Origin of the sequence: Thermoanaerobacterium thermosulfurigenes, from assembly GCF_051201035.1 — a bacterium.
Classification (GTDB): Bacteria; Bacillota; Thermoanaerobacteria; order Thermoanaerobacterales; family Thermoanaerobacteraceae; genus Thermoanaerobacterium; species Thermoanaerobacterium thermosulfurigenes.
This window is the reverse complement of sequence record NZ_JBPODR010000015.1, coordinates 12,299-27,090: the sequence shown is the minus strand read 5'-3', so window position 1 is coordinate 27,090 and position 14,792 is coordinate 12,299. Positions and strand designations below refer to the sequence as shown.

At 36.5% G+C, this 14,792-nt stretch carries 15 protein-coding genes; all 15 read right to left on the bottom strand.

The window, feature by feature from the left end:
• A complete protein-coding gene (arcA, locus tag HNR52_RS07435; protein WP_013786994.1) occupies positions 1 to 1,248 on the bottom strand; it encodes an arginine deiminase in 1,248 nt (415 codons plus the stop codon).
• Positions 1,249 to 1,650: 402 nt separating this feature from the next.
• The gene (locus tag HNR52_RS07430) at positions 1,651 to 3,027 is read right to left on the bottom strand and encodes an amino acid permease (RefSeq protein WP_013786993.1); all 1,377 of its coding nucleotides are present in this window, start codon (positions 3,025 to 3,027) and stop codon (positions 1,651 to 1,653) included.
• A 30-nt stretch (positions 3,028 to 3,057) separates the two neighbouring features.
• Positions 3,058 to 3,546: an arginine repressor gene (locus tag HNR52_RS07425; protein WP_013786992.1), complete on the bottom strand. Its 489-nt coding sequence runs from the start codon at positions 3,544 to 3,546 to the stop codon at positions 3,058 to 3,060.
• Positions 3,547 to 3,739: 193 nt separating this feature from the next.
• Positions 3,740 to 3,925 carry a small, acid-soluble spore protein, alpha/beta type gene (locus tag HNR52_RS07420; protein ID WP_013786991.1) on the bottom strand — a complete coding sequence of 62 codons (186 nt, stop codon included), beginning with the start codon at positions 3,923 to 3,925 and terminating at the stop codon, positions 3,740 to 3,742.
• Positions 3,926 to 3,991: 66 nt separating this feature from the next.
• Entirely contained in the window at positions 3,992 to 5,326 is a 1,335-nt protein-coding gene (ypeB, locus tag HNR52_RS07415; RefSeq protein WP_435620161.1) for a germination protein YpeB, read from the bottom strand.
• Between the two features lie 9 nt (positions 5,327 to 5,335).
• Entirely contained in the window at positions 5,336 to 6,052 is a 717-nt protein-coding gene (gene sleB / locus HNR52_RS07410) for a spore cortex-lytic enzyme (RefSeq protein WP_013786989.1), read from the bottom strand.
• 49 nt (positions 6,053 to 6,101) lie between these two features.
• Complete coding sequence (locus tag HNR52_RS07405; RefSeq protein WP_013786988.1) at positions 6,102 to 7,559, bottom strand: aminotransferase class I/II-fold pyridoxal phosphate-dependent enzyme; 1,458 nt, start codon at positions 7,557 to 7,559, stop codon at positions 6,102 to 6,104.
• Positions 7,560 to 7,572: 13 nt separating this feature from the next.
• Complete coding sequence (gene spoIIR, locus HNR52_RS07400; protein ID WP_013786987.1) at positions 7,573 to 8,208, bottom strand: stage II sporulation protein R; 636 nt, start codon at positions 8,206 to 8,208, stop codon at positions 7,573 to 7,575.
• A gap of 95 nt (positions 8,209 to 8,303) precedes the next feature.
• A complete protein-coding gene (locus HNR52_RS07395; protein ID WP_435620160.1) occupies positions 8,304 to 9,452 on the bottom strand; it encodes a Ger(x)C family spore germination protein in 1,149 nt (382 codons plus the stop codon).
• The gene (locus HNR52_RS07390; RefSeq protein ID WP_435620159.1) at positions 9,449 to 10,543 is read right to left on the bottom strand and encodes a GerAB/ArcD/ProY family transporter; all 1,095 of its coding nucleotides are present in this window, start codon (positions 10,541 to 10,543) and stop codon (positions 9,449 to 9,451) included. The genes HNR52_RS07395 and HNR52_RS07390 overlap by 4 nt, the downstream gene beginning before the upstream one ends.
• Positions 10,527 to 12,140 (bottom strand): spore germination protein, encoded by a 1,614-nt coding sequence (locus HNR52_RS07385; protein WP_435620158.1) that lies wholly within the window; start codon positions 12,138 to 12,140, stop codon positions 10,527 to 10,529. Before HNR52_RS07385 ends, HNR52_RS07390 begins: the two co-directional genes overlap by 17 nt.
• Positions 12,141 to 12,159: 19 nt before the next feature.
• On the bottom strand, positions 12,160 to 12,372 hold the full coding sequence (locus HNR52_RS07380; RefSeq protein WP_013786983.1) for a CLC_0170 family protein: 213 nt from the start codon (positions 12,370 to 12,372) through the stop codon (positions 12,160 to 12,162).
• A gap of 85 nt (positions 12,373 to 12,457) precedes the next feature.
• Complete coding sequence (locus HNR52_RS07375) at positions 12,458 to 13,180, bottom strand: nucleotidyltransferase family protein (RefSeq protein ID WP_013786982.1); 723 nt, start codon at positions 13,178 to 13,180, stop codon at positions 12,458 to 12,460.
• A gap of 7 nt (positions 13,181 to 13,187) precedes the next feature.
• Positions 13,188 to 13,865: a GntR family transcriptional regulator gene (locus HNR52_RS07370; RefSeq protein ID WP_013786981.1), complete on the bottom strand. Its 678-nt coding sequence runs from the start codon at positions 13,863 to 13,865 to the stop codon at positions 13,188 to 13,190.
• Positions 13,858 to 14,724, bottom strand: a complete 867-nt coding sequence (gene ispE / locus HNR52_RS07365) for a 4-(cytidine 5'-diphospho)-2-C-methyl-D-erythritol kinase (protein WP_013786980.1) — start codon at positions 14,722 to 14,724, stop codon at positions 13,858 to 13,860. The genes HNR52_RS07370 and ispE overlap by 8 nt, the downstream gene beginning before the upstream one ends.
• Positions 14,725 to 14,792: the final 68 nt, after the last annotated feature.

Sequence of the window (14,792 nt, the reverse complement as noted above, 5' to 3'; positions counted from 1 at the left end):
TTATCTTAAACTTTCTCTAACGAGAGGCATACTCATGCATCTTGGGCCACCTCTACCTCTTGAAAGCTCTGCACTTGGTATTCTTAGAACTTTTATACCTCTTTTCTCCAACAATTCGTTAGAAACATAATTTCTTTCGTATGTTACAACAACACCAGGTGCTATTGCCAGCGTATTAGATCCATCATTCCATTGCTCTCTCCCTGAGATTATTGGATCACCGCCACCGCATTTTATAAGTTCAACATAATCTAATCCTAATGCGTTGCTTAAAATGTTTTCAAGTGAATTTGTATCATTCCTGTACTTTAGAGTACCATCCATTCCATTTGAAATTTCATAAACACTGAGAGTTCCCTGTATACCTGAATGTATAGTAAATTTGTCGTAATCAACCATTGTAAATACAGTATCTAAATGCATAAAAGAGCGGGCTTTAGGAATTTCAAAGACTAATATTTTTTTAAAACTTGTGTTACCATTCAATAAATTTTTAGCTAAAATCTCAATTGCCTCCGACGATGTTCTTTCGCTGCATCCAATTGCCATCACTTCATCTGATAATATCAGTTCATCTCCTCCTTCGATGGAAAAAGGCATTGTTCTGTCGTACCAAAGAGGAATATTTGCATCTTTAAAAAGATCATGATATTTATGAATGTACTTTATAAAAAGCGTTTCTCTTCTTCTTGCTTCAGTTTTCATTCTGCTTATGGAAAGACCATTTCCAATTGAAGCACCAATGTCTCTGGTAAAATATAGATTTGGCATCGGATCAAGGTAAAACGGGTAATCATCTTTAATTATACCTGAAAGAGAATTGACATTTTTAAGCTTTACATCATCTTTTCGTATTCCAGCAATTATCGTGTCAATCATTTCTTCTGTATTCATGCTAAGAAGATATTCTTTCAAAGCATCCTTTAAAACAGGTAAAATTATGCCGCTTTCATTCAAAAATTCTTCAATGAATTCATTTTTGATATTATCGTCATTTAAGACATCTGCAATCAAATTTTCAACATATAATACCTCTACTCCATTTTCTCGCAATACGTCTGAAAATTTATCATGCTCTTGTTGAGCCACTTTGAGATATGGTATATCATCAAACAAAAGCCTTCCTAAATAGTCTGGAACTAGATTCTCAATTTCTTTCCCAGGTCTGTGTAGTAAAACTTTTTTTAATACGCCTATTTCAGAATAGACGTTTATGCTCAAAGAATCAATACTGACACAGGATTCCATATTGCTACCTCCATTTCTAAATTTATTTATCATCATCTGTTCATCGCAATTATACATCTAAAATGCTTATTCAATAAAGCAGCAATAATCTTAAAATATTTTAATTTTATATGATATGGTTTTCTCTGAGAGAAATAACGGTTTACCTCTTAAATATGCGTATATTCTCTGAAATTTATGTATTTATCCGATTTTTATAAAAAAATATGAATTTTTACTTGCATACTGATTGATTTTTATTCATAAATGTCTTTTAATGTCGCTAATTGTTACAAAATATACAAACCTATACAAACTTTTATACATTCACTGCATAAAATATTAATTCGAATTTTTTACAAAAAAATAACCAGGTTTTAAGCCCGGTTATTCTTATTCAGAAAAATTTGATTTTTAATGATCTTATCTTACATTTAAAGTGCTGTGATATCTGCTGTACGCGAAATAAATGATTAAGCCTACTATCATCCATATCACAAATCTCGCAAGGGTCACCATCGGAAGATTGATGATAAGGTACAAGCTAAATATCATCGTAAGAGGCGCTACAATCCACACGAACGGCACTTTAAACTTTCTTTCAGCATTTGGCATCTTTACTCTTAGCACCAATACGCCAATCGATACAATGATAAAAGCACTTAATGTACCGATGTTGGTAAGCTCAATTATTTCATCTAATGGAAGAAACCCAGCAATAATAGCAGTCAAAACACATGTAATCAATGTATTTATGTGAGGAGTTTTGTACTTTGGATGAACTTTTGAAAAAACCTCTGGCAAAAGACCATCACGTGCCATCACCATAAAAATTCTTATCTGACCATACAAAGTCACTAAAAGCGTCGAAACCATGCCTACAATAGCACCTGTAGCAACCAGTGCAGAACCCCAGTTAATCCCAACACTTAAAAGAGCACCAGGAAGTGCATTGTTTGGATCTATATGTTTGAAAGGTACCATCCCAACCAATGTTATAGCAACAGCCATATATATGACAAGAATCAATACCACCGCTACCATAAGTCCTAAAGGAACATCTCTTGTAGGATTTTTCGTCTCCTCTGCCGCAGTAGAAACAGCATCAAAGCCTACATATGCAAAAAATATGATAGCTGCTGCAGTCATTATTCCCTTAAATCCATACGGTGCAAATGGGGTAAAATTGGCTATCTTAATATGACTAAACCCTAAAAATACAAACAATCCTATGACAGCAATTTTTAGGAGAACTATCAAATTATTTACAGTGGCACTTTCCCTTACGCCAACGTACAAAATCCATGTCACAAACGCAGTAATCAAAATTGCAGGCAAATCCATGATACCGCCAGAAATTGGAGGTGTAGTTATGACTTTAGGCAATGTGATGCCAAGAGTTTTTAAAAATCCGATAAACGTGCCAGACCATCCTGACGCCACAGCGCTTGCAGATATAAGATATTCCAAGAGTAAATCCCATCCTATTATCCAAGCAATTATTTCACCAAAAGCAACATAAGAATAAGTATATGTGCTGCCAGCTACCGGAAACATTGTAACCAACTCAGCAAATATAAAAGCAGCTAATACAGCCGTCACGCCACCAATTATATAAGAGATAATCACTGCTGGACCCGCTTTTAAAGCACCTTCACCAGTCGACACAAACACTCCTGTTCCGACGACAGAACCAATGGCCAATGCAGCCAAATCAATGGCAGTAAGTTTTTTGTTTAAATTCGTCTTCTCAGCAGTCTCAAGCAGTTGATCTGCCGACTTCTTTCTGAATAAATTCATCTAATTTTGCCTCCTATATCGTTTTTAAAATCAGCCTAATTCTTTAATATTTTCCCCAATTTGTGTATCGACTATTTTTCTTAATCTATCTATTACCTCTTTTACATTATCATCTTTATCGATAAGCACAAAAATAGTATTATTTCCTGCAATAGTGCCTACGATTTCACTCCAATTCAATTCATCGATAGCTTCAGCAGCACTGGATGCAGCACCAGACAACGTTTTAATTGCAATTATATTGCCTGAATAATCTATATCTACAATTACTTTAGAAAGAAGCGATAAAAATTTATCCAACGTGATATTTTCATTTACGTCTCTGGTGGAATATTTGTATCTTTTCCCATCACTGCTTAATATTTTTACTAACTTCAATTCTTTTATATCTCTCGATATGGTTGCTTGAGTCACAATGAACCCTTCTTTTTGCAATTCATTGACTAATTCCTCTTGATTCTCAATATCTTTCTCTTTGATGATTTTTAATATTTTGTTGTGGCGATCCAGCTTTGTCATATAACTCACCTCAAATCTCTACAAATTTATTGATTATTTTTAAACATTTTTTACACAATAATTTTATCGCGTTTGCTATTAAATGTCTACAATTTTAGTTTAGCATTAAAAATTTTTTAAGTCATTATAAACGTTAAAAGGCCAGAGAAGAAATTTATCTTCCCCGGCCTTTCTGGGCTTTAAATGAGGAGACTTAGAAGTTATTGTTCTGTACCATGCTTTCCTCGGCTTTCTTGATAGCGAGTTTTACAAGATTGCCGCAGTCACGAGATGATACACTTCCCCAACCTTCAGTCTTTACAATGTCGTAAACGCCTAACTCTTTTGCCAATTCCTCTTTCAGGTTATCTGACATGAGGCTATTGCGACGTCTACTCATTTTTAATTCCTCCTTTTGGGCCCATTTATATTTTTCCTGCTAAACGCTTTTTTATTCTAAAAAAGATTACATCGTCAAATTGCCTTGATTTGTCTTTATGACTTTTAAAATCTTTTCTTCGACGCCATTTTCCGCGTTAATGTACACGTAAAATGTATCACCGCTGTAGTTTCCTTTAAATTCATAAGCCAAAACTTCTTTGCCACCATCTAATGGTATTATGCATAATCGGCTACTTTCAATCTTCAAATTCTTGCTGACCTTGCTTTGCGCTTCAGCTTCAGTAAGCTTTGGTTTTTCTATTTTCCTATCAACGTGTGACATATAGTACGATGTAGCGTCAAAACCTACTATGTCGCCATTGTCCAATGCAATTTTTACTTTGACAATGTCAGGATATATTCTTATGTTATCCTGAACAGGAGTAAAATTAAATTGGACCGTTCCATTGGCCTTTATAGAATAAGTATTTTCCATATTGCTGAAACCATGTGATTTTAAAAACTTCATAGCATAATTTAACGCTTGTGTCTCTGATATGTTCACTTTAGAAACTGCCCTTTGATCCATAAGCCATATTACATGCCCGCCCTTCTTGCTTACATTCACATATATAGAAGGAGCATTTTGAGTTGGCTTTAATTCTACTCCATACGCGTCTATCTTTCCATTGTTAGGACTGTATTTAATCGCAGACAATATTGGTTTTCCTAAAAACCTTTTTGCTATTGACACTGCGTTATCGTACGAAACATTGCTGCCAGTCAATCCTTTTGGCGTCAGCTTTGCTTGACTTTCAGAAAAAGGCCCATCGTATATAAGCGTTGGATAGTTAGACATCTGTTGATTTACAGTATTCATATTCACATTCAATATTTTGCTGTCTATCTGGCTCATCTTCTGAGTGCCTTTTTTATTTAAATTGTCCAAATCGTACCCACCTTGTATTTTGCTTCTTAAATCTTGCAAACTTTTGCCAAGATACACTGCGTAGTTGTGTAACTCTGATATTGTCTTTAAATCTTTGTCTGTCAATTTTTTGCCGTCAGCGACGTTTTTTGAAAGGCTGTAAGAATAATCGCCGATTTGAGACAAAAACTTTGAAGTGTTGTCTAATTCAGGCTGGCTTATGGGAAGCTGGCTTAAGTTTTCCTGTGCCTCAAAAGCCTGCCTCCATACATCGCTTAGAATTGGTATTGTCGTATTTTCCTGCGATGAAACCATCAACTTACCTGTTGATGTCTCTATATTTTCTATGCTGTTTACAAGCTGATAAAAAGACCTATCGTACTGTGCTTGCAAATATCTATGGTACGTTACTTTCTGCATGTACTGATTGTATCCCCATGCACCTACTACTAAAAGCAAAAGAAGCATCACGACTGTTGATACTCTCTTCATTTACATCACCTACCTTGCAAATATATGGTTGCCAATCTGGGTTATTATTGGCCTGTTAAAAATCCAGTAATTTTGTACTCTCGATGCATTGTAATAATATAGTGCTCCACCTGTTGGATCCCATCCTGCTATTGCATCCTGAGCAGCTCTTATGCAGTCCTGAGTTGGAGGAAGCCACATTTGCCCATCATCAACCGCAGAAAATGCTCCAGGTTGGAAAATCACGCCTGCAATTGTATGTGGAAACATCGGTGACCTTACTCTGTTCATCACAACCGCTCCAACGGCCACTTTGCCTATAAAAGGCTCACCTCTCGCTTCACCGTTTATAAGCATTGCCAAAAGGTATACATCGTCGTTTGTAGTAGTAGATGTCGTTGGAGTGTATGTACTTGATATTGAAGTGTATTGGCTAATATTAAATCCCAAAGCCACCTTCGTCTGATCGTCTACAATTCCAGTCACATTAAGTCCATTATTGGCCTGAAATTTTCTCACAGCCAGCCATGTTCTGACTCCGAAAAATCCATCTACAGGTCCGTCGTAATATCCCCAATCTTTTAACCTTGATTGGACTCTCGATACGTCTGAACCAGAATTGCCCCAATACAAATTCGCCATTGTCTTCATGGACATGTTTAATGTGCTTAGCTCGACGCAAAAAGTCGTAAATAATATTAATATAAGCAAAACTACTTTTATCCTTGAAATAGAATAGTTTTTCATCTCTTTCCTCCTCTACAAATTAGTATTTGTAGATATTTTTTGTAGAGAATCAAACTTTATACACGTGTCCCAAAACTTTTATATGATCTATGTTTGGATCTTCAGTACCCTGAAGCTGACAATGCTGCCTTTTAAGCAGCTTTACTCTTTCAATTATGTCTTTTGTTATCCTCTCACCTGGGCAAATCATTGGTATTCCCGGCGGATATGCCATAATCATCTCAGCACATATTTCACCCTCTGCATCATCCAAAAGAATTGACCTGCTTTTGCTGTAATACGCATCTCTCGGAGCAACGATGACTTCCGGCCTTATTATGTTTCCTGTTGTTATTTCACCGTTGTTTTTATTCATCTTGGCAAATTCCTTTAAACTGCGTATTAGATGCTCTACATCATCCTTTTCATCGCCAAGGCTTATTATTGCCATTATATTGCTAAGATCCGCCATCTCCAACTGGATGTGATATTTAAGCCTCAATTCTCTCATTATCTCGTATCCCGTCATGCCTGTCTTTGATACATTTATGACAAGTTTAGTTGGATCTAACATATATGGGCTCATTATATCTTTTTGAGTAATGGCTTTTAATCCATCTATCTTGTTGATTTCCTCACGAGCGTATTCTGAAAGTTCTATGACTTTCATGAGCATTTCTTCACCTTTAGTAGCCAACTGTTTTCTCGCCACATCCAGTGATGCCATCAAAACGTATGAAGCAGACGTAGACTGCAAAAGGTTTAAAATTGACTTTATTGAAGACACTTCTACTCTATTGCCCTTAGACAAAAGAAGAGAGCTTTGTGTCATTGAGCCACCCGTTTTATGTATACTAAGGGCACAAATGTCAGCGCCAAGTGTAATACCACCATGAGGCATGTCAGGATGAAAATAAAAATGGCTTCCATGCGCTTCATCGCACAAAACCGCCATATTATTCTCGTGTGCCACATTGATTATCTTTTCTAATTCTGACGTAATGCCGTAATACGTAGGATTCAATATGAGAACTGCTTTAGCGTCAGGGTTGGCTAAAATTGCCTCTTGTACCTTGTCGGCGCTAATTCCTAATGCTATATCCAAATCTTCATCTATTTCAGGATACAGGTAAACAGGTACTGCACCTGATAGAATGAGGGCTGAAAAAGCTGATTTGTGAGCATTCCTCGGCATGATTATCTTGTCACCCGGCTCTGTAGCCGCCATTATCATAGCCTGTATTCCAGACGTAGTGCCGTTGACCAAAAAATAGGCATAATCCGCACCAAAGGCCTTTGCTGCAAGTTTATGTGCTTCTTCTATTACACCTACTGGATTTGCAAGATTGTCCAAATCCTCCATGCTGTTGACGTCAATGCCCATCACTGCACTTCCAACGTATTGGGTAAATTCTCTATTTCCCTTCCCGTGCTTATGCCCTGGAACATGAAAGGCATACACATTTTCCTCTACATAATTTTTAAGCGCCTCAAATAAAGGCGCATCATTCTGTGTGTACTTCGTCATCTAAGTTTTCCTCCTAATCTTTTAATGCCATTCTTATTTCATTAAAATATCTTTCCAACACTTCCACAACTTTAAATTTTACCTGTGGTTTTTCTGTCTCTATCATGGACAATTCATCTTCTGACAAGAACCTGCTTAATTCCTTCTTCGTTTCTTCACTTGTAAGCCCATGTGTTATATCGATAAAACACAGTGGCGGAAACATCACACACCACCAATTTTTCCCCTCTCCTTTGCCTATAACAATCTTAAGTGCATTATAATTTCCTGCAGGCAGTGTGATTGTTCCGTAGTATTTTGTAGGAAAATCAAAGCGACCGTACATGACTTTGACACCATAATTTTTCCCATTGGCGTAAACAGCATCTTGCGCTATCTTTTGTATGTATGGTATGTTCTTCTTTATTATTTCTTCTGACTCCTTTAGATTCGTCACACCGATGAATTTATCGTTCATGCTTTTGATTACAGCATCTCTCACTTTTAGCTTTAGGCTTTGGTCCTCTTTAGAATCGCTGTTGGCTATAACGTGAAATCTGATAAGCTTATTTGAGATATCTTTTTTCATGGCGTATGTGTCATCGTTTTTACTTATCTCAAAGAGGAATACTGTAGAAATTATCAGAACAATTGCAAAAAAACGCTTCATTATGTATAATCCCCCAATTATTTTTATTTGACAATTGCAATTAAAATTGTCTTCGATTTCAATTATTGCCAAACAAGATAGGAATTATACAAAATTTATCTAAATAAACCTATCCGCCTAATGTGCGTAGTCACAATAGGCTCCACCACAACATCCGGAAATTTCTCATTCCAAGTTGACCCAACTTTGCTCCAAAGCGAAGGATTGTACTTCTCAATGTAGTCTCCTACACCAATCATGTCGACTTTTAAGTCCTCCTGAAATTTTTTAAGTGACTCATTTATCATTTTTTCAATTACGCCGTCAGCTTTTTTCTCCATTGTGCTTAATACATTTGTGTCAAACATCTGTCCATGCTTTTGAAAGCTGTATTCTGTCACTTCTCCTTCAACATCGTATTTTAATTTGTATATTATTTTTCCATTTTGTTCAGTAACCTGTCTCTTCATAACTGTATTTGTGATGTTAAATGGCACCTTTACTTCCTTACCGTCAGTTGTAGGCATGTTAAACGTAATGTCTCCACCTTTTACAAAGCCCATAAGCCACATGTACCCCATGTTTTCCCCATCTGACAGCCATCCCGCCAGTCTGTAATTTTTTATGATGGCAGAACCAGCAATTTTTAGTTCATCTTTTCCCGCTGATATAACTGGAATTATGGCATTTCCATTTGTGTCATGCAACGATTTAGTTATTTTATTGTAATCTATATTAGGAAATATTGACGTCCTGTTGTACTGTTTGAATATATCATCAATATATGCACCAATATCTGGATCAAATTTGTAATTTTTAAGCAGTATATCTTGTGCCTTGCCATTTGTCACAAGCAACCTTAACTTCCTGCTTAATTCATAGCTTCTATCTAAAGTATCCAACACTTCAAGGAATTTATCCCTATTGCTGACTACATCCTTGCCTAATATTACAGCTTTCGTATGACCTAAAAAAAGCCTTTTATCAAGCCTTGTGCTTACATGACGGGATGCAGAAAAAACTGTATCCCCAATTTCTGAAATGGAAAAATTAGGCTGTCCACCACCGCCACCACCGCCACCTGCAGCACTGGATACCTGTTTTACATTTGGAAATTGGAAAGTCACTACGTAATTTTTGGCTTGATTCGACGTGTCAATCCCTATAGCCATCACAAATGCTCTATCTTCTATTTCTACTTTGTCCCAGCATCCTGTCAAAATTAACGGTATAATCAGTATCAATGTGATAATGAGTTTCTTCATTGCTTTTCACCTCCATGCCTTATTTTCACTATAGCCCACATTAACAAAGGAAGGATGATCACAAAAAACAGAGCTAAATATATGGCGTATGATGCGTATCTGTATACCTCTACGATTGATTCAGGTATAAGTGCCATGAAGTATATGATGGGTATGAGCGGTATAACCAGATATGAATGTTCCCTCGCCTTTATAAGCTTTGACAAGCTCAGTGTAGCAGCATAATGAAAAGCCGATATAGATGTAAACACCGCAAACGTCCAGATACCCATTATAAGGCTTTCAAGATTTTCAATAAAAAAGCCCGGAAAATTTATGGATTTTATGACTGTAAGCAATGGCCATAATTGAACACTTGTTTCCTTGTATCCAAATATGCCTATGGTAAAAAACGTGATGTAAAGATAAAAAAATATTATAGAAAAAAATGATACATTTATGCTTTTTTTTAGCTTGTTTCCTAATTGAATATATGGAAATATGACGTACAATATTTCAAATCCGATAAAACTGTAGGTAGTCTGCAAAACACCTTTTGCAAGCCTTAAAGGCGAAATTCTAAGTACAGGCAAAAAATTGCTTAAATCTATATCTGTAATGGCTGGCAAAAGGATGATAATTGCAGGTATAACCATTATAGGGAAAAGTATCTCTGACATCCTTGCAATGGGTTCTATCCCATATCGCACAATGTACGCTGATGTGAAAAGCAAAGTTATCATTATAACCTCTATAGGGGTGCTATTCAGTAGGTATGACTTTGCAACTTCACCGAATATCCTTAAATTCAAACTGCAAAAAATCAAAAAATACACTATTAAGAATATTGTAAGCAAAATAGACACAGGCTTAGTCATAAGCTTTTCGGAATACTCTACAAATGTCTCCGTCGGAAATCTTGATGCCACATAACTTATAATCCTGGCAAATACCAATGCCACAAGTCCCCCTAAAAGTATCACAATAAGACCATTGGGTCCTGCTGCTTTAGCCACGTCTGCAGGCAAGCTTAATACGCCAGCTCCCAACATAGTAGTAAAAAGCAATATAGAAAGCTGATTTTCTGAAATCTTGTCATTGTTTTTTATCATTATTATCCCTCCGGTCTACTTCTACGCTTTCGATCTTTTCCGGCCTTAAATCTTTCATCCGCTTCTTATCCTGAGTATCAAGTGTAGGGGGCCTCTTTTTAAAGACCATTAGCGGCGCTCTTATAATTGTGTCTGCCAAATCGCTTAAATTTATCTCTACAAATGGAGATAAATATGGTAGTCCAAAGCTTTTAAGCACAACCAGATGTGTCAGCATAATTATAAAGCCAAGCATTATGCCGTATAACCCCAATACAGCCGCTAATAGCATAAAAACAAACCTTAAAAGCCTAAAGGCAATAGCAGCACTGTAACTGGGTATAGAAAAAGACGAAACGGCAGTAACTGCTACCACTATTACCATCAGCGGGCTTACGATTCCTGCCATTACAGCAGCCTGACCGATGATCAAACCGCCTACTATACCTATCGTCTGACCTATTGGAACAGGAAGCCTTATTCCGGCTTCTCTTAAAAGTTCAAAAGTCGCTTCCATTATCAATGCTTCCATAAAGGCAGGAAATGGGACACCTTGCCTTGTTGACGCTATATAAAGAGCTAATTTTGTAGGTATCATGCCAGGATGGTATGATGTAAAAGCTATGTATATAGATGGACCTACAAGGGCAATGATTGCCGCCGTAAACCTTAGTATCCTGAGAAGTGAGGAAATCATCCATCTCTCAAAATAGTCTTCAGGCGATTGGAATAGTGTAGCCAACGTTGTAGGTATTATCAGGGCAAAGGGTGAATTATCTATTAGTATGGCAATCCTCCCCTCCAACACTGATGCAGCAACTTTATCAGGTCTTTCGGTGTTAAGCATTTGTGGAAATGGCGAATGCCAATCTTCCTCTATAAGCTGCTCAATGTAGCCGCTTTCTAAAACGCCGTCTATGTTTATCTGATTAAGCCTTTCTTTTATCAATGACAATAAATCTTTATTGACTATGTCATCTATGTACAGTAAAGCAATATCCGTCTTAGACCTTTTCCCTATCTGCATCTGCTTTATCTTAAACTTCGGATCCCTTATCCACCTTCTGACAAGAGCTGTATTCACCCTCAAAGTCTCAGTAAAGCCTTCTCTTGCGCCCCGTACAACCATCTCTGTCTCAGGAGGTGCAACAGATCTCATCTGCCATCCTCTGCTGGATATAATGACAACTTTAGAATGTCCATCTAAGAAAAGAGCAGTATCACCTGAAAGTATAGATGTTATACATTTGTCTAAATCGTCAATTTCCTTTATGTCGCCGCCAGTTATGGCTGCCTTTTTAATTACTTCGTATATGTTTTTTTTGATCTCATCAATTGAAGGTTTTGCCTGCCTTGAATCAAGCATAAGGGAATGCATCACGTGCTCGTTTATAATGCCTTTGTCCACAAGCCCATCCACAAATACTAACTCTAATTTGTGCTGGAATTCCTCCCCAACCCAAAATTCTCTGTAAATTATGTCATCAGAATCTTTTAACATATCCTTTATGTACTTTATATTTTCTTCAATATCTTCTTTAACCTTTGGACTTTCCACATCTTTGCCTTCCCTATTATCATTGTTTTTATTTTTAAAAAGTTTATTAAAAAATCCCAAAAAAAGCACCCCTTTCTCATCAAATCGGTGAAAATTTAATGATTATGTACATAACAGCATCAATTAAAAGATACGCTATGCCTATATTTCTGCAGATTTTTGAATCTTTATCAAGACCTTTTTTCTTCAAATCTTTAGGCTCAAACACCGATTCATAAAAACCTGTTATGAAAAGTACGGTAACCAGATACACGTTAAAAACTTGTTTCAAAAAAAGAAATACATTCATCATATCCACATCACCTTTTTTAAGTATTTCACAATAAAAAAAATATATACAAAAAAAATAGGCCTTCGCCTATTCTCTTGCATATATATTAAGCTATATACTTATTTGCCATTTCCACGTCTTCGTCCTTATCTACATCATTGCCTATCTCAGGGTATTTAGATATTACGGCTTTTGCGTTAATATTGAAAAGCTCTGACACCTTTCTCTCAAGCTGGCTTATAGTTACACGCCCAAAAGCGAACAATATGAGAATCCTAAAGCCCAGCAACTGTCCTAACTTCCACGGTTTTTTTCTAAACGCTATAAATTGTTTTGCCGCTTCAATGCAGGCATCGACAATTTGAGGATTTATATAAAATATATTTCCACCGGTGAAAGTACCTTCTTTGATTTTAGCGTAGGTCCTCTTTGCATCTGGAAATTTCCTCTCGTTGTCCTCTCTTTTAACTATTGGATAACACAAATCCGCATTCAAGGCTTCAGACTGCTCTACAAAATCTATTACTGCTTCTTTTGTAAGCATAGGAATATCGCACGTCAATATCAATACACGCCTATCATTTTTAAAAGGTTCGATTCCCTTGACGACATTTTCTATTATGGAATTTCCTTGATCTATCAATATATCTATGCCATCTATACATTGGAGCTTCTCCCTGTCGCCTACTACAGCAATCTTATCTACTTTCCCAGAACCTCTTAATGCATCAATGACGTACGATATCATGTACCTATCCTTTATCTTAATAAGAGCCTTTTCCGGAAGCTTCTCATCGCCAGTGCTCCCAGCCAGTATTAAAGCATTCATAATTCATTCACTCTCCATTGCTAAAATGCTTCATATCTTTTACTAAATCATTTTGAAAATTCTGTATGTGTTTCTCCGCCCACTTTTGAGCATTGTCAGAACTACGCATCTCCAATGACTCCAGTATCTTCTTGTGCTCCTGATACAGCTTCTTTGATTTTTTAAAATCGCTTATATACCTTACTCTAAACCTATGAACATGCTCCTGAAGATTGTTCATTATTTGCACCAGTTTTTCATTTCTTGAAGCATTAAATATCAAATCGTGAAATTCCTGATCGTATTTAATCAACTTTTCTACGTCGTTTTCTTGTATCCCCTCATAAAATTTGTCCAATATTTCTTTTAGCTTTTTTAGTTCATCGTCTGTTATCCTTTCAGCAGCAAGTGATGCTGCAAGTCCTTCTAAAGACTGCCTGACTTCAAACGCATTGAGCAGATCCTTCGTACTAAGATCTGACACATATGCACCTTTTCTCGGCACCATGACGACAAGCCCGTCCAACTCCAGCTTTCTTATGGCTTCCCTTACAGGAGTCCTGCTAACTCCCAGTTTCTCCGCCAACTGTACCTCCATAAGCCTTTCTCCTGGCTTAAATTCGCCTGTTATAATAGCATTTTTCATGTAATCAAATACGATATCTCTAAGCGGTTTGTAATTTTCTAATGGCAAATAGTTATTCATAAAGTTCTATCCCCTTATCAATAGTATTAGAAATATATGCATAAAATCCATCAGCCACAAAAGAATCATAAGCAACCCCTAATTTTGCGCTATCATCAAAAACACCGAATACCGTTGGTCCACTGCCACTCATAAGAGTACCTAATGCACCTCTTTCAACCATCGTCTTTTTTATATCGCCTATAATAGGATATTTTTTGATGGTTATCCGCTCCAAGTCATTTCCTAGACTCATACATATATTCATGATACTTCCTGAGTTTATAGCATCAACCATATTTTTAGTATAATTATTTTCTATGAAAGAAAGATTATCATATTCAGTATATACATCCTTTGTCGATACAGATATATGAGGCTTTACTATTAGCAATTTCAAATTGGGCGTATGTAAGTCTTGAAGCACGTCGCCTATACCAGAAGCCACTTTAGTACCACCATCTATGCAAAAAGGAACGTCAGCCCCTAAAGAAACGGCCAAATCTTTTAAGACAGACAACTTTATATTGAGATTCCAAAGTTTGTTTAGAGCGACTAAAGTTGCCGCAGCATTTGAGCTGCCACCAGCAAGTCCTGCAGCAATTGGTATGTTTTTTTCAAGCCTAATGTGAACACCGTATCCACCAAATTCCCTTTTTAATAAATCTGCTGCTTTTATGATTAAATTAGATCTATCTGTAGGTATATCCTTCCTATCGCATTCGAGAAATATGTCATCACACATCTCAAATTCTAATTTATCATATAAATCTATCGATTGCAAAACCATCTCAACAAAGTGGTATCCATCATCTCTTTTCCCTTTGACATCAAGTGCCAAATTTATTTTTGCGTACGATTTCGCCTTTAATTTATCCATAACCAGTTCACTTCCACAAAAAATTTACGCTATATTATATATTATACATTATACACGAAAATCCTTCT